Below are 26,362 nucleotides of genomic sequence, written 5' to 3'. Positions count from 1 at the left end.
AAATCATGGACAACAATTTTCGTGCTGGATTTGGGGGTATTGTATTCTTGTTCTTATTGGCATTGGTGGTAGTGGAGATCATTTGGAGTTGGCGCAAGGACAAAAAGGCGTACAACACTAAGGACACGTTGGCCAATCTGGCCATTTTTATCGGGTTTCAATTATCGAAGGTCCTTTTTTTTGGATTTCAATACACGATTATGGGCTACCTATCCCAGTTTTCATTGTTCCATTTGAAGAGTACCCCTTTGGTGTTCCTGATCAGTTTTGTGGCCGTGGACTTTGTATACTACTGGTACCACAGGTTATCGCACAAAATAAAATTGCTGTGGGCGTTCCATTTGGTACACCATTCCAGCCTGTTCATGAACCTTACGGTATCCTATAGATTGAATTGGCTCAGTGCCCTGCTCACCCCTTTTGTGGTAGCCCCCCTCATACTAATCGGACTTCCTTTTGAATTCATTGCAGCTTCCTTTGGGCTCAACCTGCTCTATCAGTTCTTTCTCCATACCGAAGCCGTGGGCAAGTTGGGTTTTATAGAAGGCATACTGGCCACTCCGTCGGCGCATCGGGTACACCATGGATCCAATGAGCAATATATCGACAAAAACTTCGGGGGCGTATTTATGATATGGGATCGATGGTTCGGCACTTATCAACCTGAAACCATTAAGGCCACTTATGGCGTGACCACAGGCTTTATCAGCAACAATCCGTTTGTGCTGGTCTTCAAGGGGTTCGTGGATTATTTCAAAGGAAAAATGGACTACAAGGGATAACAACAGGCTCACCCCCAGAATTGGCAGGTTCGCCTTTTTTCTGCCCCCTTGACCCTAAGGACATAAGTAGTTTAGCCAAAAAATAACAACAAAAAGAAAATTAATCTTAAACCTTTAAAAATCATGAAACATCTAATCTTACCCAAAACAACAATGAAAAGAAACAACCCCATTATGCTTGGATTGGCCGTATTGACCCTGACCTTTGCATCATGTAGTGATGATGATGACTCCAATGATGGCACCGAAACTTCCATTACAGAGGAAGAAGCTGCCGAAGCCATCGCCATGGCCGTATCCCCGGAATCCGGAGGAATGGTGGAACAGACCAATCAGGCCATTTACACAATGGAGGAAGACAACTCCGCTTCTAACAAAGCAGAGGATTACGAATGTGGTGTGGAATATGGTTCTTCCTATAACATTTCCGGTCAGTCAGCTAATGTTACCTATAGCGCCAGTTTGATATGGAGCTGGATCATTGACTGTGGAACGGGGATTATTCCTTCTGCAGCCGATTTTGACCTTACTGGAACCTCCAGCTACGATGGCCCAAGGATATCTTCGGAAGCCAGCACCAGTGCGAGTATCAATATCCAAAACTTGGATGATGCCGAATCCAGCTACGTGGTAAATGAAACATTCACCATGGCAGGGTCACAAGAATCCTTTGTACGCAACGAAAATGCTTTCACCAGCACCATTGAGTTTACCACCGCGGATCTTACCATCTTGAAGGCCAATTATAATGTGGCCTCGGGAACAGTTTACGCCAGCTTCGTAGGCAAAGCTTCCAATGGAAATACATACGATTATTCCGGCACCTTGGTATTCACCGGAAACCAGACTGCAACACTAACCATGGGTAGTGGGAACACCTACAACTTGGCTTGGTAGTGTAGGTTCCATAATTCTAGAAGAAAGCCCCTTTTAAGGGGCTTTTTATGTTTCTTGAGTATTGAAATTATGGTTTGGCGCCAAAATCATCCTCAAAAGAGATTTCTCCTTCGGCATTTTTAAGTTGAACGAATTGAATGGAACCTGTTCCCTCGAAAATGTAGCCAAGCCCCATGATATTGCCCAGATCCTCTTTAAAAAGCTCGCTATAGGTTTCCTCTCCATTTATAAAAATGGTAGCTTTTTTATCCTTGACCCGTATTTCCAAATCGTTCCAATCATAAAGATCAGCCCCCAATTTGGAGAGGTTGTTATCCTTCCCTGATCTATAAATTTCGCCCAACTTATAACTGGCACCGGTCTCACATCCTTTTCCGACCATCCCTACCGAGAAAATATTCTCTGTGGTGACAAGGATCACATTCATCCAAGGACAATTGGAATCTAGGGCATGGTCTGATCTCAACCTCGTCCGAAAGGTAAAGTTATCGGAGGAAACCCCATACTCATCACTATGTGAAATTCGGGACATGAAATGGCGGGATGTATCCACACCCCTTTTTTTAAGCAGGTCCATAGGCAAGTGCAACATACTATCCGCTATAAAGGATTCCCCTTTAAAATCGATGTAACGGTCATCCGCCTCTGTATAATATACGTGGGGCTCCCAACCGTCACTGATGATATGCACCGGTTGGGTGGCAATTACGTCGTCATTGGCAATCAATTTGGCCCTGTGGTAACCGCTTTCATAATAAATAGACGTGTAAACGGATTTGTTGGGATCGATTCTTTCACGCCGAAAAGCATTCCAAGATTGTTGGATAAAAAAGCTATCGGCCTGTACATGGCTCAGGTCATAGTTGAAGATAAACGTGTTCGGAACCCCTTTTGTTACGGTCTTGTTTGCGGTAAAGGTAACAGGGCCATCAATTTTTACGGTACTGGCCCCACTTTTTCCAAAGGAAAATGCCAAAACCACCACTAGGACCACCACAATGCCTGCAGCCACATAAAGTGGCGTTTTGCTCTTAGGCGGGTTCTTGTCCTCCGTAGCAATCGGTTTTTTATGTTGAAGCTTGAAGTCCTGCCAGTTTTTGTATCCCAGCACCTGTACAAGTGCATTCAAAGTCGCTAATTGGGGTTGGGTCTTGTACCCTCCTTTCCATACCCGTTTTAAGGTGGAAAGACTGATGTAGTACCCCGTATGTTCTTCAATATAAGAAGAAAGTTGCTCCAGGTCCTTTTGGGTATAACCGTGCCCGTTGCCGAAAGAAAACTTCTCTTCCAGCAATTTTTTGCACAGGGCAATATGGTCATTTTCGATGTTCTCCATTTGACAAGTCAAGATATCAATAAAAGCTGAAAATGATAAGGAAATTAACTCGTGACCGACTTTTGACCGAGGATTAAACCGCTTTTGCTACCCTTCGTGATTTTTACGGACCGTAGTTTTGGTGTTGAATCAAATCAGAAAACAAAATGAAGCAATTTTCTTTTAGCCCTACATGGGCAATTATGTTATTTCTGTCCTTTACTATGATGGGGCAATCGAACAAGAAATTGACCGATCCCGATAGCTGGGAGGTACAGAACCGAGACGTCTTCTTTGACATGGGTGTCATTCATTTGGATGATCGCCCAGGTGATGGGGTTCTATGGCTGAAGGGTTCCGACTTCCATAACGGCACCATTGAACTGGACATCAAAGGGAAAGACAAAACGCAGGGAAGTTTTGTTGGCTTGGCGTTCAACGGAAAAAACGATTCCATCTTTGATGCCGTCTATTTTAGGCCCTTCAATTTTAATGACCCCGAAAAACAGGACCATATGATGCAATACATTGCCATGCCCCATTTGGACTGGAAAAAATTACGGGAAGAGCATCCTGGAAAATACGAGAACACCATCTCCCCTGCTCCGCAGCCGAATGATTGGTTTCATGTCACCCTTAACATCAACTACCCAGAAGTGAAGGTGTATGTGAACCATTCCATGACCCCATCGCTTGTTGTGGAACAAATCAATCTGAGTGGCCATGGAAAAATTGGTCTATGGGTCGGGGAAAGCAGCGAAGGCTGGTTCAAGAACATCTCCATAAAAGAAAACAAAATGAATTCCCTTACCCATATTTTGATGGACGTAGGACATAACCCAGTGTTCTGGAACGACCCAAAATCCATGAGCATGGAAAATGAAAAAATCGGTAGGGTCTATATGATGTCCGAAGAATTGATGAAGACGGCCAACAACGTCCATGCACAGGTCGATTATGCCTACGGCGAACTCAGTGACGACCTTCTTGCGAACACGGATATCCTGTTCATCCATATCCCGAAGAAACAATACACTGAAAACGAGGTAAGGGCAATCCATCGGTTTATTGATGGGGGTGGAGGCTTGTTCCTCATCATGGATAGTGATTACTGGTCTTCCTTGAATGACACCAACGTGAATGACATCATTGCTCCATATGGAATCCAATATGGGGATGCCATACCCGACAAACTGCCCGGAGGTCACACCATAAAAAGTGAGGTTACCCGTAAACCCTTAAAAATTTCCTATCACGAAGCAAGAAAAGTATTGGGTGGGACCCCATTTTGTTATGGGGATGAACTGGGCAAGGCCTATTCCTTTGGAGCTTATGCGAAAACCATGAAAGGCGGCAAATTGGTTGTCATGGGGGATGCCATGACCGCCCTATACATGACCAGCTGGCAAGGGGTTGACGATTACCAATGCCAAGATTTTATGCAAGACGTCTTTAATTGGCTTAAATAGCCGTTGCAAATTCCATTGCTGGAATAGTTTAGAAGTTAAGCCAAGCCCTTTTTCTTAAGGGTAATCACAGAGATTTCGGGCCAGATACCAAATCGGCCGGGGTAGCCGATAAAGCCAAACCCTCGATTCACATTGATGAACTGGCCCAATTCTTTGTAAATGCCAGCCCAATACTTGTAGCGCCATTTGGCAGGACTCCATTTCACCCACCCCGGAATCTCCACGCCAAACTGCATGCCGTGGGTATGTCCGCTCAAGGTCAAATGGAAATGGTAGTCATCATCCAAAACCACATCTTCCCAATGGGAAGGATCATGGCTCAACAATATTTTAAAGTCATCATGGGCAATGCCCTCTTTCGCCTTTTGCAGGTCGCCAGCTTTTTTAAAGCCTCCACGGCCCCAGTTTTCAACTCCTAACAGAGCAATTTTTTGGCCATCTTTTTCCAGATAACGGTTGGAGTTCAAGATAAGGTCAAAGCCCATATCCTTTTGCATCGCTTTGAGGTTCTCTAGATTCTGCTCCTTGGCTTCTTCGGTATCCCAAGAGGCATAATCCCCATAATCATGGTTGCCCAAAATGGAGAATACCCCATCCTTGGCATCCAAACGGGCAAAAACCTCTTTCCAGGGTTCAAGTTCTTCCGATCGGTTGTTAACAATATCACCTGTGAAGAAAATCACGTCACTCTTTTGATCATTGATCAAATCCACACCGTAGGCTACTTTATTGTAATCGTCAAAACTACCACTGTGCACATCCGAAATCTGGGTAATCCGATAGTTATGAAAAGCATCGGGCAGGTCGTCAAATTCCAATTCGTATTTCAACACTTGATAATTGTATTTGCCTCGGTACATACCATACAACATGGCACCGAATGGCAAAGAGGCCAAACCAAGGGCCAACCCGCTGATGAATTTTCTTCGGGAAGGGAAATGGCTTGCATCGGCATTGGACATGCCTACAACTTTATTGTATCCAAATCCGACCAAACGAACAATATCTTCCAACAAAAGGAAAAATCCCAACACCAAGGCCATCAAAAAGAAGGCGGCAAAGATACCACCGGCCACAGCTGCCGATCCTTTAAATCCATCTCCGGGTACGTAGGCAATTACCTTTACGGTCAAGAAAATGAGTGCCGCCAAAAACAACACGATATAGGTCCAGTGCAACAAGGGACTTTTGAACAAGGTCCGGAATGCCTGAAACCCATAGGTGGCCAACACCACATAAAGGATAGCGAGGATTACAAATCGAGACATACAATCTTTTTTGCAAAATTATGGGTAATGAACTAGAATCTAGGGCTTTTTAGTATTATTTAACGGCTTGGACAATCTTTCGGACGGTTTCCACATTGGTGGAAGCAAAGGCATCCTCCACCAAATGTTTGGTGGAATTCATACTGATCTTCCCCTGAAGGGCAATAGTGTTTCCAAAGGAAGTTCCTGAACAATGAATGGCACGAAGCCCTATCTCCTTGAACAATAAGGCATTGTTAGGAGAAACTCCTCCCCCGGCCATGATGGTCATGCTGGTATGTTTTTGCCAAGCTTCCAAAAGCTGAAGTCCTTGCTCCGCAGATGGGAATTGTCCTGAGGTCAAAACCGTATCCACACCTATTTCTTCCAAAACCTCCAAACTTTCCATGGATTGGGCCACCCAATCAAAAGCACGGTGAAACGTAAAATGCATCGGTTTGGAAAGTTCCACCAATGCCCTGGTCCGTTCCACATCCACCGAAAAATTTTCTTTCAAAATCCCGGAAACTATCCCATCCACCCCTAGTTGCTTGCAAGCCAAAATATCGGCCTTCATCACCTCGAATTCGGTATCGGAATAGGTGAAATGTCCACTTCGTGGACGCAACAAAACATGGACGGGAATCGACAACCGTTCCTTGACCAAACGAATGAGTCCCATGGAAGGGGTAATGCCCCCCACCCCAAGTTCAGAACAGAGTTCGATTCGGTCCGCCCCGGCCTCTTGCGCATTTATGGCGGATTCCAAAGAATTGGCACAAACTTCTACGAGCATATTGCTATATTTAACCTCCTTAAAAGTAAACATCCCCTGCATGAAACGACGCAATTTCCTTAAAAATTCCAGCCTTACCGCCGCTGGCTTGGTTTCCGCTTCGGCCGTGGCCGCCTGCAGAACCGAAAATAAACCCGAAGAAGCCCCAGCTGTGGCCACAACCTCGGTCGACCCCATAAAACCCATAGTGGTCTGCACCTGGAACTTTTTAAATGCCACGGACAAGGCCTGGGAAGTATTGAAATCGGGCGGAACCTCCTTGGATGCCGTGGAACAGGGCGTGATGGTGGAAGAGGCCGATGAGACCAACGAGACCGTGGGCAAAGGTGGCAGACCCGACCGTGATGGCCATGTAACCCTCGATGCCTGCATCATGGACAAGGATGGTAACTGTGGTTCCGTGGTGTACCTGCAGAACATTGTGCACCCTGTTTCCGTGGCCAGAAAGGTGATGGAAGAGACCCCACATATTATTTTGGCAGGAAAAGGTGCAGAGAAATTCGCTTATGAACAGGGCTTCAAAAAAGAGGACCTGTTTACCGAAAGCACCCGAAAACAATACGAGGAATGGTTGAAAACCTCCAAATACGAGACCACTATCAACATAGAAAACCACGACACCATCGGGATGTTGGCCATTGATGCCAACGGCGACCTATCCGGGGCCTGTACCACCAGCGGCATGGCTTACAAAGTGGGTGGCCGTGTGGGCGATTCCCCCATCATCGGAGCGGGACTGTATGTGGACAATGAAGTGGGTGGCGCCACTGCCACGGGCGTAGGTGAAGAGGTCATCCGTACCGTGGGTAGCTTTTTGATCGTGGAGTTGATGCGTCAAGGTAAAAGCCCACAAGAGGCCTGTGAGGAAGGCGTAAAACGCATCATGAAGAAAAATGAAGGCCGAAAGGATTTCCAGATTGGGTTCCTGGCCATCAATAAGAATGGGGAAACGGGCGGGTATTGTGTGCATCCCGGTTTCACCTATCGCGAATACAGTGAAAATGGCCATGTGAATAGGGAAGTGAAGAGCTTTTATAGTTAGAACCAAGACCGCTGCGCTGTTAGACATTGGAACGCTTCGCTCCTAGACATTAGAACCACGATGTCCTGGCTCCTGATTTTTGAATCTTGGTTCTTGTTTCTTGTTGCTTTCCAACATCAATTCGTACTTTTAATCCCCCACCTTTTTTTTTGCAAATAGTTTATTGAACATTGATACTAGAATAACATGTCCGAACAAAAACGACTCTTTTTACTCGATGCCTACGCTTTAATTTTCCGTGGATATTACGCTCTGATCAAAAACCCGAGGATCAATTCCAAAGGAATGGACACTTCCGCCATCATGGGGTTCATGAATTCCCTTTTGGATGTGATCAAGCGTGAACAACCCGACCATTTGGCTGTGGCCTTCGATAAAGGAGGCAGTGTGGAACGCACCGAGCTGTTTGAGGACTATAAAGCCAATCGGGATGAAACCCCGGACGCTATCCGGATTGCCGTCCCCTACATTCAACAAATTTTAAAGGCCATGAAGATTCCCGTGGTGGAACTGCCCGGATATGAAGCGGACGACCTCATCGGTACCTTGGCCAAACAGGCCGAAAAAGAGGGATACAAAGTATTCATGGTGACCCCCGATAAGGATTTTGGACAATTGGTCAGCGAAAATATCTTCATGTACCGCCCTGCTAGGATGGGCAACGGTATCGAAATTTGGGGTATCCCAGAAGTGCAAAAACGCTTTGGTGTGCAACGTCCCGAACAGGTGATCGATTATTTGGGGATGATGGGTGATGCCAGTGATAATATTCCCGGGCTCCCCGGTGTGGGCGACAAGACGGCCAAAAAATTCTTGGAGGATTTTGGTTCGCTGGAAGGGTTGTTGGCCAATACGGACAAGTTGAAAGGCAAGATGAAGGAGAAGGTGGAAGAAAGCGCCGAATTAGGAAGGCTATCCCGAAAATTGGCCGAGATCAAAACGGACTGCGACGTGCAATTCCACGCCGAGGATTACGAAATGTGTCCGCCCGATGCCGAAGAAGTGCAAAAAATCTTTGAAGAACTGGAATTCCGACGGTTGAAGGAACAGTTCCTCAAATTGTTTTCAGGGGAAACGGAACCTGGAGCCCCGGTGACCAGTACCGAAACAGCCAAACAAGAGGCCAAGGTAGCCGGAAGCGGGCAGTTTACCCTTTTTGGTGGCGACCCCGCGGAAGCCGCGGCCACCATCAAGGATGTGAACAGCCGCAAGACCATTGCCGATGTGCCCCATTCTTATCAATCCGTACAAGCGGGAATGGCCATGGAACTCTTTTTGGAGAACCTGATGAAGCAGTCTTCCGTTTGTTTTGATACGGAAACCACTTCCATCAATCCGTTGGAAGCGGAATTGGTGGGTATTGCCTTCAGTTGGGCAGCAGGCAAAGGATTTTATGTGCCCTTTCCCGAAGGGAAAAACGATGCCATGCCCCTGATTGAAAAGTTGCGCCCCTTCTTCGAATCGGAAAACATCGAGAAAATTGGCCAAAACCTGAAATACGATATTAAGGTGATGCAGAACTATGACGTGGAAGTAAAGGGCAAGCTGTTCGATACGATGTTGGCCCATTACCTCATCAACCCCGACATGCGCCACAACATGGACGTGCTTTCGGAAACCTATCTCAACTACACCCCTATTTCCATCACCGAACTCATAGGCAAAAAGGGCAAGAACCAATTGAACATGCGGCAGGTGCCGTTGGACAAACAGACCGAATATGCGGTGGAGGACGCCGATGTCACTTTTCAGTTGGCACAACATTTTGCTCCTGAACTGAAGGAAACGGAAACCGATACATTGTTCACGGATATTGAAGTGCCCTTGCTCCGAGTGTTGGCAGACATGGAACGGGAAGGCATCAATCTGGATGAAGATTATCTGAAAGACCTTTCCAAACAGTTGGATACCGACATTCAGGATTTGGAGAAGAAAATTTACGAACAGGCAGGCGAAGAATTCAACATTGCATCCCCAAAACAGTTGGGCGACATTTTATTTGAAAAATTAAAGTTGGTGGACAAGCCCAAAAAGACAAAAACAGGCCAATATTCCACAGCCGAGGATGTGCTTTCCTACCTCGCCAAGGACCACGAGATCATACAAAATGTGCTGGACTACCGCGGACTCAGCAAATTGAAGAGCACCTATGTGGACGCCCTACCCAACGAGGTGCAAAAACACAGTGGCAGGGTACACACGGACTACATGCAAACCGTGGCCGCCACGGGCCGTTTGAGCAGCAACAACCCCAACCTGCAGAACATCCCTATCCGCACGGAACGGGGAAGACAGGTGCGTAAGGCCTTTATCCCACGGGATGAAAACTACCTGTTGCTTTCTGCAGATTACTCCCAGATAGAACTGCGCATCATCGCTGCTTTGAGTGAAGAGGACACCATGATCTCGGCCTTTAAAAATGGGGAGGACATCCACGCGTCCACAGCATCCAAAGTGTTCAATGTACCAATTGACCAAGTGACCCGAGAACAGCGTAGCAATGCCAAAACGGTGAACTTCGGGATCATTTACGGGGTGTCCGCCTTTGGGTTGAGCAACCAAACGGATTTGAGTCGCACCGAGGCCAAGGACCTTATCGACACCTATTACAAAACTTATCCGAAGTTGCGCAACTACATCAGTGAGCAGATAGATTTTGCCCGCGATCACGGTTATGTGCAAACGGTGTTGGGCCGAAGAAGGTATTTAAAGGACATCAACGCGGGCAACCAGGTGGTGCGCGGGGCCGCGGAACGCAACGCGGTGAACGCCCCCATTCAGGGTAGTGCGGCGGACATCATCAAAATTGCGATGATCAACATCCATAACAAACTTTCCGAAGGAAAATACAAGACCAAAATGTTGTTGCAGGTACACGATGAATTGGTGTTCGATTGCTACAAACCTGAACTGGAGGAAATGAAAAAACTCATCAAGACCGAAATGGAACATGCCTATACCCTAGCAGTACCGTTGGAAGTGGAAGTGGGCGTGGGCGAGAATTGGTTGGAGGCGCATTAGAGAATTATAATAAGTGACTTACCATTGATTTGAGATTATTTAAAGTGACTCTTGAAAGATTTGGACAGGATATAAATATATTATACTGATTGGTAATGTAATATTTGTAAAATAAATAATCAATGCTCTTTGATTCAGGAATTGTTTTTTCAAAATGCTCACCATGTAGTAATGAATAAAAATCGGTGACTTTTAAATTTATTGGGCTAATAGTCATTGAGAATGAATTGACTTCATCTGGCTGATTTTTATTAATTGAATTAATTTTCCTATCCAAATAACTATTTGAAAAATAGCCTATAACCTCATCTTTATTGGGAACAGTGGAATCCCTATAACGACTTTTGTCATACATAGCCTTTTGATAATTCTCGCTTTTCTTTTCTAGATTAAAAATGGTTCCAAAAACATCTGGATAGAATTCGTGCAGAATAATAAAATACAACGTCAAGATTGTTTCAAAGAAACTTGAACTATCACCTTCGTATAAATTAATGTTGGGTATTTTATCCACAATACTACTCAAGTTGGTACTATTTCTAATACTTCTGAGAATTTGAAACTTATTAAGTACCTTTTTCAGTCTTCTTGGATTAGTAAATTCTATAATATGAAAAAAGTTAGAAATTGCGATTGGCCACTTATGAGATATTTTTGGATTGTCAATATTAGTGTCTGAAAAATATTTACCAATTAGCCTATCAATATTATTACCCTGTGGCATTGAAAATGAAACATCAAAAATCTTCTCTAGATATTCGTTGGCTTTTACAACTTCATTGTATTTTGATTTAACAGCTTCATTTATTGCTTTTTTGTCAACTCCGCAAAAGAAAATTGTCCTTTGTCCGTATGTGAAGAACAATTTCAATGCAGATAAAAGATTTAGGACATTTTGTGGTTCACACCTATCTAAATCATCAATAAATACTATACTGAATTCCTTATTAGTCTGAGCCTTTATCCTGTCCTCAAACCGCACAAATTCTGTCTTAAATTCTTTTTTAAGTTGAAGAAAGGTTTTTTCTTTTTCAGATTCCAATTCTTCAGTCAAAGTCTTACCATCAATAGATAGTCCGGGAAATGAAATACGAATGGATTTCGTGAAACCTTTTAATAATTTTTCAGCAACCCCAATCAATTCTCCCGCCATTTCTTCTCTGGCACTAGTAGTCTCCGAAATTAAAAACTCAAGGAGAGAAAGAGACAAGTTATTATCTGTCTCAAACTCCCAAGTATCAAAAAAGAAGGTGTTGAAGTCTTGTTTTAATTCTTTTTGGAGATACTTCATTAAAGTACTTTTGCCGCTACCCCATTCCCCATAAAGTGCAAACATTTTTATCTCAGAAAATTGCTCCTGATTTCCTTTGAGAAACAGCTTAATCAAATCTCCCTTCTCCATAATTCCCAAATAGTCATTCTCCTTTGTTAGATTTTCAATAGGGAGATTGTTTAAAAGCCTCAAGTCCATATTATTTCTATTTTCTTAAATGTAGGAAAACTTCTTCAACCACAATATTTCAAATATTAGTTGCCAATTAATTCCTAACTTCATTCATTTCAAAAAATAAAATTGAAACCCTACAAAACCATACTTCCCATCATCGTGGTATCGCAGTTCTGCTGCACCTCGCTTTGGTTTGCCGGGAATGGGGTCATGCATGACCTCATCACAAATTTTGGTTTGGCCGAAAGTGCCTTGGGCCATTTAACCTCGGCGGTACAATTTGGTTTTATTTTGGGCACCCTCATTTTTGCCGTGCTGTCCATTGCAGATAGGTTCTCCCCTTCCAAAGTGTTTTTATGCTGCGCCTTATTGGGAGCCATTTTCAATTTGGGCACCATTTGGGAAGGCAACAGTTTGGGCAGTATTTTGACATTTCGGTTTTTTACGGGTTTTTTCCTTGCCGGGATCTATCCCGTAGGGATGAAAATTGCCGCCGATTACTTTGAAAAAGGTCTTGGTAAGTCGTTGGGCTATTTGGTCGGGGCCCTGGTGGTGGGCACAGCATTTCCCCATTTGTTAAAAGACATGACCACGGCATTTCCTTGGAAATATGTATTAATCGGTACTTCCTCCTTGGCCGTATTGGGCGGTGTTTTAATGGTAAGTCTGGTCCCCGATGGCCCATACCGAAAACCAGGTCAAAAAATCTATTTATCCGCTTTTCTACAAGTGTTCCGAAATCCTAATTTCCGTTCCGCGGCTTTCGGATACTTCGGCCACATGTGGGAACTGTACGCCTTTTGGGCCTTTGTGCCGGTAATGCTAAAAACCTACAGTACCATCCATCCCGAGGTAGCCTTCAACATACCCTTGCTATCCTTTCTCATCATTGCAACGGGGGGTTTGGCCTGTGTACTGGGAGGGTATTTGGCCCAAGCTTTGGGCACTAAAAGGGTTGCCTTTTTGGCACTGATGCTTTCTTGTGGCTGTTGTTTGATTTCTCCCTTGGTTTTTGCCCAAGGGGAAGCGATTCTTTTTGTAGCGTTCCTGCTCCTTTGGGGTATGGTGGTCATCGCTGACTCCCCCTTGTTTTCCACCTTGGTGGCCCAAAATGCCCAACCCGAAATAAAAGGTACCGCACTCACCATTGTAAACTGTATCGGTTTTGCCATCACCATTGTCAGCATCCAATTACTTACCGGAATAAAAGAAGTGACTACATCAAATTCCGTTTACATGCTATTGGCCCTGGGACCCATTCTGGGGTTGATGGTTTTATCGAAAAAAAAGCCAACAAAGTGGTATCTTTAATCCTCGCACCACAAACTAAACAACACTTAAAATGAAAACACTACAATTCCTCTCCTTGCTCTTTGCCACCCTTGTTTTGACCAACTGTGGCAGTCCTGAACCAGAAACTACCGAAAATCCGGAATCGACAGAAACCATTGCCCAAACCCGCGAATTTTATCAGCTTAAAGTGTATTCCTTCAGTTCAGAAAACCAGATAGCCACCACGGACGACTATCTCCAACATGCCTATATGCCCGCCGTAAAAAAACAGGGCATTGACAATATCGGGGTGTTTAAATTCCTCACGAATGAGAAGGACACCGTACCAAAAACCTATGTGCTCACCCCATTCCAATCCATGGAGCAATTTTTGGCGTTGGAGAACCAACTCAACGCAGATGCTGAATATGTGCAAGCAGGCAGTGCCTATATCGATGCGCCATATGACAACCCACCGTATGACCATATTGAGTCCACCCTGTTACAGGCCTTTACCGATATGCCCATGATGCAAACGCCCAAGTTGGACGGCCCACGCTCAGAGCGCATATACGAACTGCGCAGTTATGAATCTCCCACAGAAAAATTGTACTGGAACAAAGTGGATATGTTCAATGCAGGCGGAGAGGTGACGCTTTTTGACCGATTGGGTTTCAATGCCGTGTTTTATGGCGAAGTAATTTCAGGATCCAGAATGCCCAATTTGATGTACATGACCACTCACGCTGATATGGCGACCAGGGATAAAAATTGGGAGGCTTTTGTGGATTCCCCGGAATGGAAGGCCCTTACTGCCATGCCCAAGTATGAGAACAACGTTTCCCATGCCGACATTTGGTTTTTGTACCCCACAGCGTATTCGGATTATTGATGGAAACACCCAGAATTGAACTCCTTTATTTTACCAGTAAAACCTGCGGGGTCTGCAAAGTCTTGAAGCCAAAGTTGCTGGAGGCCATCCAAGAAAACTTCCCAAAAGTGGACATTCGCGTGGTGGATGTGGAAGAGGAAATCGAATTTACGGGACAGTCCATGGTCTTTACCTTACCTGTCGTGATTCTAAAGGCCGATGACAAGGAAATGTACCGTTTTGCACGAAGTTTCTCTGTTTATGAAGTATTGGACAAATTAAAACGACTAAGCGGGGAGTAAATAAAGAACAACATGATCGACACCTTAAAATGGCTCTTTAAAAGAGACCTGGAAAAACTGAAAACCGAATTGCAACAATATCAATCCGAAGCACATATCTGGATTGTTGAAAAATCCATTTCAAATTCGGCTGGTAATTTATGTTTGCACCTCGTGGGCAATCTCAATGCCTTTATTGGGGCAGGATTGGCCAAAACGTCCTATGTTCGGCAGCGGGATTTGGAATTTTCCTCAACCAACATTCCGCTGTCCACGCTACTGCAGCAAATTGATGACACGATCGTAGTGGTTGAAAACGGACTCAACAACGTGACCCAAGAACAATTGTCGGGTGATTTTCCCATTGTCATTTGGGATAAGCCAACTGGAATGGAGCACACATTGATCCTGTTAGCCACTCACTTGAATTATCACCTAGGGCAGATCAATTATCACAGGAGATTATTGGACTAAAATTCAAGTTTTCATCCAAATTAACCTATTGTTTTACAGCTGTTTAATATGCTTTTATAAATTTATTTAGCGCCCCTAAAATTTCCATCAACGGATCGAACAATTTTATACCTTCATTCGAAAATTCATTACGTATAAAATGATTCATCCAGATACAGAATTACGCTTTATCAGCAACGAAATTGGGTATGGTGTGGTGGCCACCAAGTTCATTCCGGCAGGTACCATTACCTGGGTACTCGACGAATTGGACCGCGAGTTCACTCCCATGGAGCTGCAACAAATGGCCCCTATTTACCAAAACATTTTGGACACCTACACCTTTCGCAACAACAAGGGGAATTATATCCTTTGTTGGGACAACGGCCGGTATGTGAACCACAGTTTCAATTCCAATTGTTTGACCACCGCTTACGATTTTGAGATTGCCATCCGCGACATACAGACCGGGGAGCAACTCACTGACGATTATGGCTACTTGAACATTCCTATTCCATTCAGGGCCGTGGATGAAGGCACGCGCCGAAAAGTGGTCTACCCCGATGATTTGTTGAAATACTACAAGGTATGGGACAACAAGATCAAGAAAGTGTTCGGCACCATCACCAAACTACAACAACCCCTACGCCCTATCTTGAATGAATGGCTTTGGGAAAAAATTGAGGACATTACTTCAGGCAAAGAGGAAATGGATTCCATTTTGACCAATTTCTATAATGGAAATGTAACAGTATAAGATTCCCATTTCGTACCATCTCTTCAACTCTGGGTAAAACATGCCACCCTACTTTTCTATTTTTTACCAAAATAGTTAACTGGTTAATTATAATATATTATATTTGTAAACTGGTTAACTATTTAACATCGCCTAAATGGAAAAGGATTTTTTAAAGGAATTGGGATATTTGGGAGTTACGGCACGCATCAAACGGCTTAGCGATACCCTGTTCTACAGCATCAAAGAACTTTATGACCACCAAGGAATTGATATAGAACCCAGTTGGCACTTGGTGCTTTTGGCCCTAAAACAGGAAAATCAGGTTACCATGATTGACCTGGCCAAATGGCTCAACCTCTCCAAACCTGCCATTACCAAAATGGTCAATAAAATGCAGCGGATGGGGTATGTGGATTTTGCTTCGGACCAAAATGATCAACGAAAAAAAATAGTCCAACTTTCAGCAAAGGCCAAAAAGGAACTCCCCAAATTCGAAAAGATTTGGAACGCAGGCCAAAAAACGGTGGAACAAATGCTGGAAAACAACCCCATGTTCCTAGAAGCTCTGTCCGATTTTGAAAAACAACAATCCGAGCAAAGTTTTAGTACAAGGGCCATAAAAAGACTAAACCCATGAAAAGTTATATAGGCAATACACCTTTAATAAAATTGCAACGGATCACCGACAGTTCCTGCGCCGATATTTACGTAAAATTTGAAGGAGCCAACCCCACGGGCAGCATGAAGGACCGAATGGCCCTTTCCATGATCGAGGGTGCAGAACGCAGGGGCGAACTAAAACCAGGTGGCAAAGTGGTGGAATATACTGGCGGAAGTACGGGCAGTTCACTGGCCATGATCTGTGCCATGCGAGGCTACAAGGCACATTTTGTCTCTTCGAACGGATTTGCCAAAGAAAAACTACAGACCATGCGGGCCTTTGGAGCCACAGTGGAAATCATCCATGCTGAAAATGGTGTTCTAACGGCGCAGATTATCAACCAAATGATAGCCAGGGCCAAAGAGTTGATCTCCGAACCCGATGTTTTTTGGCCCGACCAAGTGAACAATCCCGATAATAAATTGGGTTATCACCTCATGGGAATGGAAATCATCAATGACCTGGGCACACCAATAGACGAATTTGTAATGGCTGCAGGCGGTGGGGGTTGTATTTCGGGCAATGCGGAAATTTTAAAGGAACATACCCCTACCCTTCGTGTAACGGCGGTGGAGCCCTTTTATGTTAGGAACGTGTCCGGGGGTGACACCACTGGAAAACACAAATTGGAAGGCATCGGACTTTCCTTTGTCCCCTCCATTCTGAGAAAAGACCTGATTGATGATGTAATTCCTGTAAAAGATGAGGATGCTTATAAAATGGCCCGCGAATTGGCTACCAAGGAAGGTATTTTTGGAGGAATCACTTCAGGAGCGAATGTATGGGCAGCCGTTCAGAGGGCCAAAGCTTTGGGTCCGGGGAAAAAAATTGTGACCGTGATCATCGACTCTGGGCTGAGATACCTTAATGGTGATTTATTTGTGTGATGGGTCAGTATCCAAATTTTGATCTTCATCTTCGGATTGGCGTCTAATTCGTTGTATTTTAGGGCAAATAACTACCAACCTGATACCATTATGAAAATCCTTTGCATTTTTTTCACTCTATTGTTCGGGTTGACGGTCCAAGGACAGAACAAGATTGCTTATACGTTGCGTCATTCTCCCAGCAACCACACCATTGAAATAGAGATTACTTTCCCTCCCATATCGGCCGAAGAGGTGGCACTGGTAATTCCCAGAAGTGCACCTGGCACTTATAGCTTGACCAACTACCAAGCTTTTGTGGACCACGTTTTAGGATATACTGAATCGGGAAAGACCTTGGACGGCCAATTGGGGATAGGTTCGTTTTTCACGTTTGAAGGAAAAGAGGAAATGCTCGCCAAAGTCAGCTATCAGGTAGACCTTGAAAAAATGGAAACTCAATTATTGGACGGAGGCGCCAGTTCAAAATCCAGAACAGATTATTTGGGAGTGTTGGGCTATTCCGTCTTTGGATTTGTGGAAGGTCTGGAAACCCAACCGATTTCCTTGACTCTAAAAACAGATGCCACATGGCCCATTTTCAGCACCTTGGCTCCTACCTTGCATCGTCCCATGGGTTCAGCAACTTTTGAAATAGAAGATTTCGGTATCCTGGCCGATGCGCAGTTCATGTTGGGCAACGCTGCTCGAATCTATCAAGTAGAAGGCTCGCCCATCCCTCTTTTTGTAGCCATTTATAGCGAAACGGAAGTCGATCTCGAAGAGATTGGAAGAAGAGGGTTATTGGCCTTGAACGGGCTCAAAGAATATTTTGGTTATATCCCCATGCCTCACTATACCATTTATCAGGAATTCATACATCCTATTTCGGACCGACATGACTATGGTTTTTCTATGGAGCATTTAAATAGTATGACGTTCACGGGAGATCTTTCGCGTGCTGTAAAAAACTATGACGCCAATGCCAATATTGGGGGCATCGTGCACCACATGGGCCATTCGTGGGTTCCCCTTCGCTCTTACGGAACGGGGTATCGCCCCTTCGCTTGGCAGCTTGCCCCTTTGATCGAGACCATTTGGTTAAACGAGGGATTTACATGGTACATTTCGTATTACCATATACTCCAAAACCCAAAGATCTTGGAGTTTTTTAATCGTAATATGGATGAGGCCCCGAATTTTATCAAAGAAAAATCGCTTAAAGATCTATCCCTGCTCGGGTCTTCCCAATATGCCGCGGATTTTAGGATTGGAAGGAACCTATTTTCCCGTGGTGCCCTTTTTGCCCACGATCTGGATATGCAGATCCAAAAGGAAACCGAAGGGAAAAAATCGTTCAAGGATGCTATTTTGGGATTATTGCATTGGACGGAGACCCACCAACGCGCATTTGAATATGATGAAATAGAACCCATAATGTCCAAGGCCACAGGGGTTGACCTCAGTGATGTTTGGAACCAATGGCAAGAACCTAGAGAGAAATAAGATGACCTATTGCACTAGGTAAAAAATCAAATGAAGGAAGCTTTACTGAATATCATGCCAAAAGACAAGGTAGAAGCACTGCTCTCCATTAGTCAAGTGAAAAACTTAAAAGCGGGTGAATATTTTATTCGGGCAGGGGACGTCCCCAAAAATTTTGCCTTCGTCCTTTCTGGTTTTTTCAGGTATGTATACATCAATAACAAGGGAGATGAATTCACCAAAGGACTTATTATGGAGCTTGATTTCATTAGTTCCTATTCGGCCATGATCTCGCGTTCCCCTTCCCATTTTTTCATTGAGGCCATGGAAGATGCGGTGATTTTGAACATTCCTTACCAAAAATGGCTTGTTCTACAGGAAACGGATGTGTTTTGGATCAAATTTTTGCTCAAATCCATTGAAAAAGGATTTTCCAAAAAGGAAAAAAGGGAAAGGGACCTGTTATTGTTGAATGCGGAAACCCGTTATCTTGATTTTCTGAAAGAATTCCCCGGTATTGATAAAAGGATCAGCCAGGCCATCATTGCCTCCTACCTTGGCATCAAACCTGAAAGTTTGAGCCGAATCCGAAAAAATCTATCCACTTAACATACATCAATGCCCCAATAGTTTTGAGGTTATACTTTGGTCCCATAATCTTAAAATAGTATAACATGAAACTATCTGGCAACACCATTTTGATTACGGGCGGTGGCTCGGGTCTAGGACTGGAAATGAGCAAACGGTTCATCCAAAACAACAACAAGGTCATTATTTGTGGACGCTCACAGCAAAGACTGAACGAAGCCAAACAACAGCTTCCCGAGTTGGAGATCATTCCATGCGACCTGTCGGACAGGTACCAATGCAAAGCATTGGCCGATTGGATCATTGAAAAACATCCTGACCTCAACGTTCTCATCAATAATGCCGCCATTGTACACAAGGTTGATTTCCTTGCCACAGAAGGTATTATCGAAATGGCCGAACAGGAAATGGAAACCAACTTTATGGCTCCCATTAGATTGACCCATTTCTTGTTCCCACAACTACAAAGAAACAGAGATGCACATATCATCAATATCACCACTGGTTTAATATACACTCCCCGAGCGGACTATCCTTTTTACAATGCCACCAAGGCCGCCCTCCATTCCTTTACGCAGGTGTTCCGAAAGAAATCGGAAAACTCCAATGTTCAAACTGTCGAGGTCATGTTTCCCGCTGTCAGGACTCCTTGGCATAAAGGAAGCCCACCAAAAATTGCCATAGCTACCGACAAGGCTGTTGAGGAGATGCTAGCCGGGCTTGAAAAAGGAATTCCTGAAATTAGGGTGGCAGGATCAAAATTGCTTTATACCATCTCAAGAATAGCCCCAAAGTTCGCTTTCAAAAAAGTGAATGGCCTCCAAAAAGACTGATCCAAAACTTATCATCCCAAGAAATGTATAAGATCAAATCAGGATAGTGGGCTTCTGTAGGGAGAATCCTCCCCATAAATTGAAGGTCGGTCCATTTCCATCACATTTCATTGTATATTAGGGGAAATAACCACCAACCTTTTCCTCTATGAAAACACGCTTGCTACTTCTCGCTGGACTTTTCTTCATTTTCCCATCAGGTCAGGCCCAACAAAAGGGCAATGCCAAAGTGTTGGATGCCATGACCACACAAGGCATGAAGGATTGGCAAATACCTGGTCTTGCCACTGTGGTGGTGAAGAACGGGGAAGTGGTCTTTAAAAAAGCCTATGGTTTTAAACAATTGGACAACCAGGCTCCTGTCGATGAGCATACCCTCTTCAACATGGCTAGTACCACGAAGGCCATTGTATGCCAGGCATTGGGTATTTTGGTAGATCAAGGAAAACTGAATTGGACTGATAAGGTGCGGGACCATTTGCCTTATTTTAAACTTTCGGATTCGTACCTTACCGAAGAAGCCCGTGTACAGGATCTTTTGACCCATAATCTGGGCATCCAGCAGGCAGATTTGCTATGGGCCTTGGACAGCACTTCCACGAAAGAAACCATTGAACGCTTTGCCCTTTCCAAAAAAACATATCCGGTGCGGGGCGGTTTTGATTACAATAATGTGATGTATGCCATTGCAGGGGAGGTAATCCAAGCAGTAAGTGGACAACATTGGACCGATTTTGTCAAAGAAAATATCTTCAAACCTGTTGGTATGGCTGACGCCGAGGCCAAGGCCAGTGAAATTTTCAAAAAAGGCAACTACACCACTCCTTATCTCAATGACCTGGATGATGGCATTGTTCAAGTAGATTATAACCTTTCGGACCAGATTGGGGCGGCCGGTATGATCTGGGCCAGCCTATCGGATGTTACCAATTATCTGCAATATTTGGTGAACGATGGCGTAGTAGGGAAAGACACTATTTTGAGCAGGTCTACTTTCGACTACCTGTTTAAACCCCATGCCTTTGTAACCGATGCTATGTTCTACCCTACCCAACAATTGACCCATCCGCATTGGAAAACCTATGGTTTGGGATGGTTCCAGCACGATTACCGTGGTGAAAAGCTTGATTTCCACACGGGGAGCATCGGGGGACTTATTGCCATTTGTGGAATCATGCGCGATAAAGATGTGGCCGTTTATGTGTTTGCTAACCTGGATCATGCCGAGTTGCGGCACGCCATTCTGTACAAGGCCATGGACCTTTTCGCTTTTGATGACAATAGTCGGGATTGGCACAAAGAAGTGTTCCAACTCTATTCCAAGTTCAAGGAACAGGAAAAGCAGTATTATGAAAAATTACGCAACGATCGTGTAAAGGGAACCAGTACCACATTACCCCTTGAAGCCTATGAAGGGGAATATACACATGCCATGCTGGGCACCGCCAAGGTGACGAAATCGGACAATGGGCTTGATATCGATTTCAACAATTTTTTGAATGTACCCACGTACCACTGGCAGTACAACACTTTCATGTCCACCAAGGAAAACCCCTATCGCGCAGAGATTGATTTCAATTTTCAGATAGGGTCGGATGGCAAAGTGTCATCCTTTGATGCCTTTGGGGAAACTTTTGAAAAGAAGAACTAAAAAAGGCGCCTCGTCGGCACCTTTTTCATTCCTTTTTCATAGTATTTAATTGCCAAAGCTGTTGGCCAATCGTGGTCTTGGGCTTTTGCTCCTTATAAACAAATCCGTAAGCGGTTTAAAGTGTCGCTTCCACTGAAATGGAGCAAAATCGAACCACAATTTAACTTCCAGGGCCTCTCCACCTTTCGCTTGGAAGCCGTTCTCCACGATAAAATCCAAGCGTTCAAATTGGTTGGCGGATTCCTCTACCCCATCCTGATAAATGAACTGGTTACCCCATCCTGCCAAATAAAAGCGTAGGGTGGTGTAGTTTCCTTCGGGTAAGGAAAGAACGCTTTTGGAACGCAAGAAGCTTCCAGAAGGAATTCCCTTTAGGGAAACAGGGTTCTGACCAGGAAAATCGATTATAAAGTGCTCATTACCATGTTCATCCAATGCGGAGAACTTGATAATGTTAAGGGACATTTCAGAAACTTTGAGGGCTTCGGCAGCCTCATTTTTCAAGATCAACTCGGCCCCCTTCTCTGGGGAGGCATACCAATCCGCCATTACATTTGGGGTATAAGGCGCTGTTGACCATAACGTTGGATAAAAGCTCATTTTTTTCATAGCTGTATAGTTTAACGTATACAGGGACAAAGTTGCAGCAGTTTTCCTACCCCTACTTCCAATAGATTGACCAGTTTCTATGCTCCATTACCCTAACAACCTTATTTTAAGATTTTTTTTGGTTAAAATGACATAATTCATCAAAAATTGCATCAAAACTCAATGTCATAAAGGCCCATTATATCCAAAAAGACCATATAAAGAATATGCGCTACAAACTTAAGTCAGCTTTTACCTGTGCTAAAAAGAGTATCTTTCATTTTGTAAAGTCAAGCAATGAAAATCAACTATATTTTTCTGTTATTGGCGTTGGTAGCCGAGATTGTGGGTACCATTGGAGGATTTGGTTCCTCGGTCTTCTTTGTTCCCATCGGTAATTTTTACTTTGATTTTTATTCCGTCCTGGGGATGACGGCGATTTTCCACCTATCCAGTAACCTAAGTAAGATATGGCTCTTTAAAAAGGGATTGGACAAAAAGTTGTTGCTTTATATCGGGCTACCTTCAGTGGTTTTTGTGATTTTAGGCGGATTTATGTCAAAATGGGTAAACAGTGGTGCCCTAGAAATAGTTTTGGGGGTTTTCTTGGTGGTCTTCAGCCTTTTATTTCTCATAAAAAGTGAAATAATCGTATTTCCAAATAAAAAGAATGCCATTATTGGAGGCACCTTATCCGGGTTTTCCGCAGGACTTTTGGGTACCGGGGGTGCCATTCGAGGACTTACCATGGCCGCCTTCAATCTGGAAAAAAATGCCTTTATCGCCACTTCGGCCTTTATCGACTTTATGATCGATTTCTCCCGAACTTTTGTATACTACGAAAATGGCTATATCGGAAAACTGGAACTCACCTACCTCCCTTTCCTATTTGTCATCGGTTTGGTGGGCACCTATCTGGGCAAACGGATATTGTACCACATTCCCCAGGATAAATTCAGGAACCTAAGCTTGTTGTTCATTCTTCTTATCGGTTTGGCCACCATTGCCAAGTTGGCTTTTGACCACTGGGGTCAACTTTCCTCGTAATTATCCCCGATTTGGTCCAACACCTTTAAAAAAATCTCGAATTCGGAAGAATCGATTTGTTTCACGGCCAATTTTCGCAACTGCATGGCCGAAGGAAGGGTCAAGTCCAAGATTTTTTGCCCTTCTGTTGTCAAGGCCAATTTAAAACGCTTTTGGTCTCCCTCAAATCGGGTTTTGGTAATCCAGCCCTTGCGTTCCAAGCCACCGATGACCCGTGAAGTAGTGGCCCGATTACGGAAATTACTCTTTACAATATCCCTTTGGCTGGCTTCTTCACCCAGCTGATGGATTTGGTATAAAATCACCCATTGCTCAATGGTGATATCCACCCCAAGTGCATCAAAAGCAAGCAGATAGGCCTTTTGAATTTTTCGGAGTACCAGGTCCAAGTGTAGACCCATCCCCTGTATTTCATCGATTCGATTGAGCATTTTTCCAACAATTGCCACAAAAATAGCAATTCAGTTTTTGATGGGCTTAATGGCATTCTGACCACAACCATCAATTTTAACCTAAAATTTAATCCACGAAAGCGTTTTCGTATCCAAAAATAGTTATTTTTGTTGCATCAACAACAAAATTGACTGAACAACAAAAAGATAGCACATTATGCAAACATCGACCCTAAACAAATCAGCGGATACCTCACAAGATTTCATGCCCATCAACGGCACGGATTATATTGAATTGTATGTGGGCAATTCCAAGCAGGCGGCCCACTTTTACAAGACCGCTTTTGGATTTCAATCCTTGGCCTATGCCGGATTGCAAACCGGACTCAAGGACCGTGAAAGTTATGTGGTGGTACAGGACAAAATCCGTTTGGTACTGACCTCCCCGTTAAAAAGTGGCACCGAAATCGGGAAACATATTGACAAACATGGTGATGGTGTTAAAGTAGTTGCCCTTTGGGTAGACGATGCTACCTATGCCTATAACGCAGCCATGGAGCGCGGGGCCAAATCCTATATGGAGCCCAAGGTTGAGGAAGATGAAACTGGAAAAGTGGTACGTTCGGGCATCTACACCTATGGTGAAACGGTTCACATTTTTGTCGAACGAAAAGATTACAATGGCACTTTTTTGCCAGGTTTCAAAAAATGGGAAACCCCGGATTACAATCCAACTTCCACAGGACTCATGTATGTAGATCACATGGTAGGCAACGTAGGTTGGAACAAGATGGACCATTGGGTGGGCTTTTACGAAGATGTGCTTGGGTTCCGAAATATCCTATCTTTTGACGACAAGGACATTTCCACAGAATACACCGCTTTGATGAGCAAGGTGATGAGCAACGGGAACGGTCGTATCAAATTCCCGATCAACGAACCTGCCGAAGGAAAGAAAAAATCCCAGGTTGAGGAATACCTTGATTTTTATGAGGGTGAAGGCGTGCAGCACGTTGCCGTGGCCACCGATGACATCATCAAAACTGTTCGCGATTTAAGAAGTCGCGGTGTGGAATTCCTTCAGGTTCCTGCCACCTATTACGATGCCGTGACCGACCGTGTTGGGGAAATCGATGAGGATATCGCCCCGTTGAGGGAACTGGGTATCTTGGTAGATCGTGATGACGAAGGCTACCTGCTTCAGATTTTCACCAAGCCGGTGGAGCCACGTCCAACCATGTTCTTCGAAATCATCCAAAGAAAGGGTGCACAATCGTTTGGAAAAGGTAACTTTAAGGCACTGTTCGAAGCTATTGAACGTGAACAGGAATTACGAGGCACGTTACATTAATAGTTGTAAATTTTAAGTGTTGAATGTTGAGTAATTGGTTTTACTTAAAACTTGGCACTTATAACTAAACACTCATCCCATGCCTATATATCACAAACTCGGGAAAATTCCGCATAAACGGCATACCCAGTTCGAAAAACCGAACGGAGGACTCTATTATGAACAGCTTTTCGGCACTATCGGTTTCGATGGCATGTCGTCCCTGTCCTATCACGTCCATCGCCCTACGCAGGTAAAGGAAATTGGGAAGGCTATTGACATGTCGCCCAAAATTGCGGTGGAAAAGAACATCACCAGTAGAAAACTTATTGGGTTCGATGTGCAGCCTAAGGATGATTTTTTGGAAGCCCGCGAGCCTCTTTTGGTGAACAACGATGTGCACATTGGCTTGGCTGCGCCTAAAAAATCCATCACGGATTATTTTTACAAGAATGCCGATGCCGATGAGATGCTCTTCATCCACAAAGGGTCTGGAACCCTGAAAACCTTTTTGGGCAACATTCCTTTTGAATATGGGGATTACCTTATCATTCCCCGTGGGATGATCTACCAAATCGAATTTGATACCGAGGATAACCGTATCCTGTATGCGGAATCCTTTCATCCCATCTATACCCCAAAACGGTACCGAAACTGGTTCGGGCAGTTGTTGGAGCATTCCCCTTATTGTGAGCGAGACTATAAATTGCCGCAAGACCTTCAGACCTTTGATGAAAAAGGAGAGTTTTTGATGAAAATCAAAAAACAGGGCATGTTGCACCAATTGGTGTATGCCAGCCATCCTTTTGATGTGGTAGGTTGGGACGGATATAATTTTCCCTACGGATTTTCCATTCACAATTTTGAACCCATTACAGGTCGTGTGCATCAACCGCCACCAGTACACCAAACATTTGAAACGAGTGCCTTTGTGGTATGTTCATTCTGCCCAAGGTTATACGACTACCACCCGAAAGCGATTCCAGCTCCCTATAACCATTCCAATATAGACTCGGACGAGGTATTGTATTATGTGGATGGGGACTTTATGAGCCGCACCGGGATTGGCCCCGGGTATATTTCGTTACACCCGGCGGGTATTCCACATGGGCCGCATCCAGGCACCTATGAGGCCAGCATTGGCAAAAAGAGTACGGAGGAATTGGCAGTGATGATCGATACCTTCAAACCGTTGATGGTCACTGAAAATGCACTTAAAATTGATGATGGCAAATATTACAAATCTTGGTTGGAGTAAAATCCATGCTGTCATTCCTGCGGAAGCAGGA

25 protein-coding genes are annotated in these 26,362 nt (G+C 44.2%); 19 read left to right on the top strand and 6 right to left on the bottom strand.

Annotated features, from left to right (window positions below):
* The first annotated feature begins 5 nt into the window (after positions 1-5).
* Both D2U88_RS01705 and D2U88_RS01700 read left to right on the top strand, forming a co-directional pair.
* The gene (locus tag D2U88_RS01705; protein WP_119638571.1) at positions 6-782 is read left to right on the top strand and encodes a sterol desaturase family protein; all 777 of its coding nucleotides are present in this window, start codon (positions 6-8) and stop codon (positions 780-782) included.
* Positions 783-935: 153 nt separating this feature from the next.
* The gene (locus D2U88_RS01700; protein ID WP_147378502.1) at positions 936-1,679 is read left to right on the top strand and encodes a hypothetical protein; all 744 of its coding nucleotides are present in this window, start codon (positions 936-938) and stop codon (positions 1,677-1,679) included.
* Positions 1,680-1,746: 67 nt separating this feature from the next.
* Here the strand turns inward: D2U88_RS01700 and D2U88_RS01695 are convergent, their stop codons facing one another.
* Positions 1,747-3,015: a hypothetical protein gene (locus tag D2U88_RS01695; RefSeq protein WP_119638569.1), complete on the bottom strand. Its 1,269-nt coding sequence runs from the start codon at positions 3,013-3,015 to the stop codon at positions 1,747-1,749.
* A 146-nt stretch (positions 3,016-3,161) separates the two neighbouring features.
* Here D2U88_RS01695 and D2U88_RS01690 point away from each other — a divergent pair, with 146 nt between their 5' ends.
* Positions 3,162-4,463: a 3-keto-alpha-glucoside-1,2-lyase-like domain-containing protein gene (locus D2U88_RS01690; RefSeq protein ID WP_119638568.1), complete on the top strand. Its 1,302-nt coding sequence runs from the start codon at positions 3,162-3,164 to the stop codon at positions 4,461-4,463.
* Between the two features lie 35 nt (positions 4,464-4,498).
* Here the strand turns inward: D2U88_RS01690 and D2U88_RS01685 are convergent, their stop codons facing one another.
* Together D2U88_RS01685 and D2U88_RS01680 are read right to left on the bottom strand one after the other, a co-directional pair.
* A complete protein-coding gene (locus D2U88_RS01685; RefSeq protein WP_119638567.1) occupies positions 4,499-5,731 on the bottom strand; it encodes a metallophosphoesterase in 1,233 nt (410 codons plus the stop codon).
* A 55-nt stretch (positions 5,732-5,786) separates the two neighbouring features.
* A complete protein-coding gene (locus D2U88_RS01680) occupies positions 5,787-6,506 on the bottom strand; it encodes a copper homeostasis protein CutC (RefSeq protein ID WP_119638769.1) in 720 nt (239 codons plus the stop codon).
* A gap of 40 nt (positions 6,507-6,546) precedes the next feature.
* Between D2U88_RS01680 and D2U88_RS01675 the strand changes: the two genes are divergently transcribed.
* Entirely contained in the window at positions 6,547-7,548 is a 1,002-nt protein-coding gene (locus tag D2U88_RS01675) for an isoaspartyl peptidase/L-asparaginase family protein (protein WP_119638566.1), read from the top strand.
* A gap of 186 nt (positions 7,549-7,734) precedes the next feature.
* Positions 7,735-10,569, top strand: coding sequence for a DNA polymerase I (gene polA / locus D2U88_RS01670; protein ID WP_119638565.1), 2,835 nt, complete (start codon positions 7,735-7,737; stop codon positions 10,567-10,569).
* 4 nt (positions 10,570-10,573) lie between these two features.
* Here the strand turns inward: polA and D2U88_RS01665 are convergent, their stop codons facing one another.
* The gene (locus D2U88_RS01665; protein ID WP_119638564.1) at positions 10,574-12,040 is read right to left on the bottom strand and encodes a KAP family P-loop NTPase fold protein; all 1,467 of its coding nucleotides are present in this window, start codon (positions 12,038-12,040) and stop codon (positions 10,574-10,576) included.
* Positions 12,041-12,142: 102 nt separating this feature from the next.
* Between D2U88_RS01665 and D2U88_RS01660 the strand changes: the two genes are divergently transcribed.
* The 11 genes from D2U88_RS01660 (at position 12,143) to D2U88_RS01610 (ending at position 21,716) form a co-directional block, all read left to right on the top strand.
* Positions 12,143-13,327, top strand: coding sequence for an MFS transporter (locus D2U88_RS01660; protein ID WP_119638563.1), 1,185 nt, complete (start codon positions 12,143-12,145; stop codon positions 13,325-13,327).
* A gap of 31 nt (positions 13,328-13,358) precedes the next feature.
* Positions 13,359-14,180, top strand: coding sequence for an NIPSNAP family protein (locus D2U88_RS01655; RefSeq protein WP_119638562.1), 822 nt, complete (start codon positions 13,359-13,361; stop codon positions 14,178-14,180).
* The gene (locus D2U88_RS01650; protein ID WP_119638561.1) at positions 14,180-14,461 is read left to right on the top strand and encodes a thioredoxin family protein; all 282 of its coding nucleotides are present in this window, start codon (positions 14,180-14,182) and stop codon (positions 14,459-14,461) included. Before D2U88_RS01655 ends, D2U88_RS01650 begins: the two co-directional genes overlap by 1 nt.
* A 12-nt stretch (positions 14,462-14,473) precedes the next feature.
* Positions 14,474-14,914, top strand: a complete 441-nt coding sequence (locus D2U88_RS01645; RefSeq protein ID WP_119638560.1) for a DUF1572 family protein — start codon at positions 14,474-14,476, stop codon at positions 14,912-14,914.
* A 139-nt stretch (positions 14,915-15,053) separates the two neighbouring features.
* Positions 15,054-15,650 carry an SET domain-containing protein gene (locus D2U88_RS01640; protein ID WP_119638559.1) on the top strand — a complete coding sequence of 199 codons (597 nt, stop codon included), beginning with the start codon at positions 15,054-15,056 and terminating at the stop codon, positions 15,648-15,650.
* Positions 15,651-15,786: 136 nt separating this feature from the next.
* Complete coding sequence (locus tag D2U88_RS01635) at positions 15,787-16,269, top strand: MarR family winged helix-turn-helix transcriptional regulator (protein ID WP_119638558.1); 483 nt, start codon at positions 15,787-15,789, stop codon at positions 16,267-16,269.
* Positions 16,266-17,180 (top strand): PLP-dependent cysteine synthase family protein, encoded by a 915-nt coding sequence (locus D2U88_RS01630; RefSeq protein WP_119638557.1) that lies wholly within the window; start codon positions 16,266-16,268, stop codon positions 17,178-17,180. Before D2U88_RS01635 ends, D2U88_RS01630 begins: the two co-directional genes overlap by 4 nt.
* A 90-nt stretch (positions 17,181-17,270) precedes the next feature.
* Positions 17,271-18,665: a M61 family metallopeptidase gene (locus D2U88_RS01625; RefSeq protein ID WP_147378501.1), complete on the top strand. Its 1,395-nt coding sequence runs from the start codon at positions 17,271-17,273 to the stop codon at positions 18,663-18,665.
* Between the two features lie 30 nt (positions 18,666-18,695).
* A complete protein-coding gene (locus D2U88_RS01620) occupies positions 18,696-19,253 on the top strand; it encodes a Crp/Fnr family transcriptional regulator (RefSeq protein WP_119638555.1) in 558 nt (185 codons plus the stop codon).
* 65 nt (positions 19,254-19,318) lie between these two features.
* A complete protein-coding gene (locus tag D2U88_RS01615; protein WP_119638554.1) occupies positions 19,319-20,065 on the top strand; it encodes an SDR family oxidoreductase in 747 nt (248 codons plus the stop codon).
* A gap of 148 nt (positions 20,066-20,213) precedes the next feature.
* Positions 20,214-21,716: a serine hydrolase gene (locus D2U88_RS01610; protein WP_119638553.1), complete on the top strand. Its 1,503-nt coding sequence runs from the start codon at positions 20,214-20,216 to the stop codon at positions 21,714-21,716.
* Between the two features lie 45 nt (positions 21,717-21,761).
* Here D2U88_RS01610 and D2U88_RS01605 read toward each other — a convergent pair whose 3' ends face one another.
* Complete coding sequence (locus D2U88_RS01605) at positions 21,762-22,325, bottom strand: hypothetical protein (RefSeq protein WP_119638552.1); 564 nt, start codon at positions 22,323-22,325, stop codon at positions 21,762-21,764.
* A 276-nt stretch (positions 22,326-22,601) separates the two neighbouring features.
* Between D2U88_RS01605 and D2U88_RS01600 the strand changes: the two genes are divergently transcribed.
* Positions 22,602-23,351 (top strand): sulfite exporter TauE/SafE family protein, encoded by a 750-nt coding sequence (locus tag D2U88_RS01600; protein WP_119638551.1) that lies wholly within the window; start codon positions 22,602-22,604, stop codon positions 23,349-23,351.
* On the opposite strand, the gene D2U88_RS01595 is transcribed toward D2U88_RS01600, so the two are convergent.
* Positions 23,336-23,782 carry a MarR family winged helix-turn-helix transcriptional regulator gene (locus tag D2U88_RS01595; protein ID WP_119638550.1) on the bottom strand — a complete coding sequence of 149 codons (447 nt, stop codon included), beginning with the start codon at positions 23,780-23,782 and terminating at the stop codon, positions 23,336-23,338. The genes D2U88_RS01600 and D2U88_RS01595 overlap by 16 nt on opposite strands.
* 178 nt (positions 23,783-23,960) lie before the next feature.
* Here D2U88_RS01595 and hppD point away from each other — a divergent pair, with 178 nt between their 5' ends.
* Together hppD and D2U88_RS01585 are read left to right on the top strand one after the other, a co-directional pair.
* The gene (gene hppD / locus D2U88_RS01590; RefSeq protein WP_119638549.1) at positions 23,961-25,094 is read left to right on the top strand and encodes a 4-hydroxyphenylpyruvate dioxygenase; all 1,134 of its coding nucleotides are present in this window, start codon (positions 23,961-23,963) and stop codon (positions 25,092-25,094) included.
* Between the two features lie 79 nt (positions 25,095-25,173).
* Positions 25,174-26,331 carry a homogentisate 1,2-dioxygenase gene (locus D2U88_RS01585; RefSeq protein ID WP_119638548.1) on the top strand — a complete coding sequence of 386 codons (1,158 nt, stop codon included), beginning with the start codon at positions 25,174-25,176 and terminating at the stop codon, positions 26,329-26,331.
* Positions 26,332-26,362 lie beyond the last annotated feature (31 nt).

The organism is Flagellimonas aequoris, assembly GCF_003584165.1.
GTDB lineage: Bacteria > Bacteroidota > Bacteroidia > Flavobacteriales > Flavobacteriaceae > Flagellimonas > Flagellimonas aequoris.
This window is presented reverse-complemented; position numbering and strand designations above follow the sequence as displayed.

Coding starts and splice junctions, on each gene's coding strand:
- D2U88_RS01705 (WP_119638571.1), top strand. CDS start 6: ATGGACAACAATTTTCGTGCTGGATTTGGGGGTATTGTATTCTTGTTC.
- D2U88_RS01700 (WP_147378502.1), top strand. CDS start 936: ATGAAAAGAAACAACCCCATTATGCTTGGATTGGCCGTATTGACCCTG.
- D2U88_RS01695 (WP_119638569.1), bottom strand. CDS start 3,015: ATGGAGAACATCGAAAATGACCATATTGCCCTGTGCAAAAAATTGCTG.
- D2U88_RS01690 (WP_119638568.1), top strand. CDS start 3,162: ATGAAGCAATTTTCTTTTAGCCCTACATGGGCAATTATGTTATTTCTG.
- D2U88_RS01685 (WP_119638567.1), bottom strand. CDS start 5,731: ATGTCTCGATTTGTAATCCTCGCTATCCTTTATGTGGTGTTGGCCACC.
- D2U88_RS01680 (WP_119638769.1), bottom strand. CDS start 6,506: ATGCTCGTAGAAGTTTGTGCCAATTCTTTGGAATCCGCCATAAATGCG.
- D2U88_RS01675 (WP_119638566.1), top strand. CDS start 6,547: ATGAAACGACGCAATTTCCTTAAAAATTCCAGCCTTACCGCCGCTGGC.
- polA (WP_119638565.1), top strand. CDS start 7,735: ATGTCCGAACAAAAACGACTCTTTTTACTCGATGCCTACGCTTTAATT.
- D2U88_RS01665 (WP_119638564.1), bottom strand. CDS start 12,040: ATGGACTTGAGGCTTTTAAACAATCTCCCTATTGAAAATCTAACAAAG.
- D2U88_RS01655 (WP_119638562.1), top strand. CDS start 13,359: ATGAAAACACTACAATTCCTCTCCTTGCTCTTTGCCACCCTTGTTTTG.
- D2U88_RS01650 (WP_119638561.1), top strand. CDS start 14,180: ATGGAAACACCCAGAATTGAACTCCTTTATTTTACCAGTAAAACCTGC.
- D2U88_RS01645 (WP_119638560.1), top strand. CDS start 14,474: ATGATCGACACCTTAAAATGGCTCTTTAAAAGAGACCTGGAAAAACTG.
- D2U88_RS01640 (WP_119638559.1), top strand. CDS start 15,054: ATGATTCATCCAGATACAGAATTACGCTTTATCAGCAACGAAATTGGG.
- D2U88_RS01635 (WP_119638558.1), top strand. CDS start 15,787: ATGGAAAAGGATTTTTTAAAGGAATTGGGATATTTGGGAGTTACGGCA.
- D2U88_RS01630 (WP_119638557.1), top strand. CDS start 16,266: ATGAAAAGTTATATAGGCAATACACCTTTAATAAAATTGCAACGGATC.
- D2U88_RS01625 (WP_147378501.1), top strand. CDS start 17,271: ATGAAAATCCTTTGCATTTTTTTCACTCTATTGTTCGGGTTGACGGTC.
- D2U88_RS01620 (WP_119638555.1), top strand. CDS start 18,696: ATGAAGGAAGCTTTACTGAATATCATGCCAAAAGACAAGGTAGAAGCA.
- D2U88_RS01615 (WP_119638554.1), top strand. CDS start 19,319: ATGAAACTATCTGGCAACACCATTTTGATTACGGGCGGTGGCTCGGGT.
- D2U88_RS01610 (WP_119638553.1), top strand. CDS start 20,214: ATGAAAACACGCTTGCTACTTCTCGCTGGACTTTTCTTCATTTTCCCA.
- D2U88_RS01605 (WP_119638552.1), bottom strand. CDS start 22,325: ATGAAAAAAATGAGCTTTTATCCAACGTTATGGTCAACAGCGCCTTAT.
- D2U88_RS01600 (WP_119638551.1), top strand. CDS start 22,602: ATGAAAATCAACTATATTTTTCTGTTATTGGCGTTGGTAGCCGAGATT.
- D2U88_RS01595 (WP_119638550.1), bottom strand. CDS start 23,782: ATGCTCAATCGAATCGATGAAATACAGGGGATGGGTCTACACTTGGAC.
- hppD (WP_119638549.1), top strand. CDS start 23,961: ATGCAAACATCGACCCTAAACAAATCAGCGGATACCTCACAAGATTTC.
- D2U88_RS01585 (WP_119638548.1), top strand. CDS start 25,174: ATGCCTATATATCACAAACTCGGGAAAATTCCGCATAAACGGCATACC.